Source organism: Acinetobacter sp. YH12200, from assembly GCF_013418175.1.
In the GTDB taxonomy this organism is placed as follows: domain Bacteria; phylum Pseudomonadota; class Gammaproteobacteria; order Pseudomonadales; family Moraxellaceae; genus Acinetobacter; species Acinetobacter pseudolwoffii.
Genome location: NZ_VPCO01000065.1, coordinates 1 through 1,697 on the forward strand (window position 1 = coordinate 1; position 1,697 = coordinate 1,697).

At 34.1% G+C, this 1,697-nt stretch carries 3 protein-coding genes; 1 reads left to right on the forward strand and 2 read right to left on the reverse strand.

All coding sequences use genetic code 11. The features are described from left to right. Positions 1-225: 225 nt before the first annotated feature. Together FTU90_RS15880 and FTU90_RS15885 are read right to left on the reverse strand one after the other, a co-directional pair. The gene (locus FTU90_RS15880) at positions 226-450 is read right to left on the reverse strand and encodes a DUF2798 domain-containing protein (RefSeq protein ID WP_004733276.1); all 225 of its coding nucleotides are present in this window, start codon (positions 448-450) and stop codon (positions 226-228) included. A 13-nt stretch (positions 451-463) separates the two neighbouring features. Further along, positions 464-796: a hypothetical protein gene (locus FTU90_RS15885; RefSeq protein ID WP_004282109.1), complete on the reverse strand. Its 333-nt coding sequence runs from the start codon at positions 794-796 to the stop codon at positions 464-466. 243 nt (positions 797-1,039) lie between these two features. Between FTU90_RS15885 and FTU90_RS15890 the strand changes: the two genes are divergently transcribed. Next, positions 1,040-1,651 carry a recombinase family protein gene (locus FTU90_RS15890; protein WP_004889724.1) on the forward strand — a complete coding sequence of 204 codons (612 nt, stop codon included), beginning with the start codon at positions 1,040-1,042 and terminating at the stop codon, positions 1,649-1,651. Positions 1,652-1,697 lie beyond the last annotated feature (46 nt).

Sequence of the window (1,697 nt, forward strand, 5' to 3'; positions counted from 1 at the left end):
GCCGAGCCGTAAAGCTCAGAAAGCTGTTATTGAACAAAGAAATTTAAATCCTGTGCTTGACTCTTGTGGTTAAAAACAGGACATTTTAAATGGTTTATCGCATAGACATTTTAATTGGTGAATAACAGCCCTTGATCAAGGGCATTTTTAGCCGCTACTTAACGTAGAATATCTTATGCAAAGTGAAAAACGACGGTCTATTGTCCTCGTTTCATATAACATTCATTATTTCAACTGAGGATAAAAAAGCTTTAAAACGATCTTTTTTGAGAAAGGAACAAGAAACAAAAGACATGGATAAGCAATAATCCAATTAATCATCCATTGTGAAAAAACAATTGATAATAAAAATTTATCTTCATTTAAAGCTCCTAGAATAGCGTTAATGCCACTCATAAAGAATGAGACAAAAAGGGGAATCAAAAACCCCTGTAATGATAGCTTGTTCATTGATTATTAAGATTTAAAATATTCTTGAACTTTTAAAATATTTTTTTGAAATATTATTAAGAGTTTCTAATATAAGATTAGAATCTTGACTGATTAGAGCAATATTAAGTTCAGACATATAATCAATTAATTGGCTTTTTGCTTTTTTTGCAAATTCAGGAGTAACTTCTTGATCTTCGTACAATAAGACGTAGTTCTTCGCAAACCCATAAATAAGAAATAAGGCCGAATTATCTAAATTATTATTGTTGCCAATTTCTTGCTCACATAAAATTTTTAACTGCTTGAAAGCATCTGTTCCATTTGGTAAAGCTTTAAAGTTTTCAAATATAAATTGGAATTTCATTTTGGGGACTCACTTAAAAAGAAACTCTACAGCTTTAGTCACTCCCGATCAATATCTAATTTTTCCAAAACTAATATGATACGTATTATACGAACTCCCAAAGCATGGCTTTCAGTCATGCTTTTTCTATCAAAAGAGTATAGCTGAATGATAGCGAGCCAAATCGCATACAATATCTATCATTAGACTTAATGCAATAATTAAATGATATTGTTATCATTAATCTAATAGAATTAAGATTAAATGATAGAAATGAATACACGTATTTATCTACGAGCTTCAACTAAAGATCAAGATGCAGAAAGGGCTTTGCAGATTCTTCAGGATCTAAACCAAAACTTGAATTTGGGCGAAACCATTGTGTACGTGGAAAACTATAGTGGTACGAAGTTAGACCGACCTGAATTGAATAAGCTACTGTCAGAAGCAAATCAAGGCGACACCTTGTTGGTTGAAAGTATTGACCGATTATCACGCCTAACCCAACAGGATTTTCAAGAGCTGAAGCGCAGGATCCAGGAGAAGGGACTTCGTTTAGTCGTAGCAGATCTTCCTACTACCTACCAAATGATTCAAACCAGTGACAGCATTACTCATTCAATCCTGGATCTCATCAACAATATGTTGATTGATCTCCTGGCAACAATGGCCCGCCTGGACAATGAGAAACGTATAGAACGTATTAAGCAGGGCTTGGCACGTTCGGGTTACAAGCCAACAGGTAAGAAAGCCAATGAGGCTAAGCACAAACGAATAAAAGAATTACTAGCAGCTGGCAATATGACTAAGGAAGAAATTGCCAAAGCAGTGAATTGTGGAGTTGCAACTGTTTATCGAGTTGCTAAAGTCATTTAAAAAGGCTTGTATCAGTGCTTCCCTTATGTCATATCTATTTACAAAG

Coding starts and splice junctions, on each gene's coding strand:
- FTU90_RS15880 (WP_004733276.1), bottom strand. CDS start 450: ATGAACAAGCTATCATTACAGGGGTTTTTGATTCCCCTTTTTGTCTCA.
- FTU90_RS15890 (WP_004889724.1), top strand. CDS start 1,040: ATGATAGAAATGAATACACGTATTTATCTACGAGCTTCAACTAAAGAT.
- FTU90_RS15885 (WP_004282109.1), bottom strand. CDS start 796: ATGAAATTCCAATTTATATTTGAAAACTTTAAAGCTTTACCAAATGGA.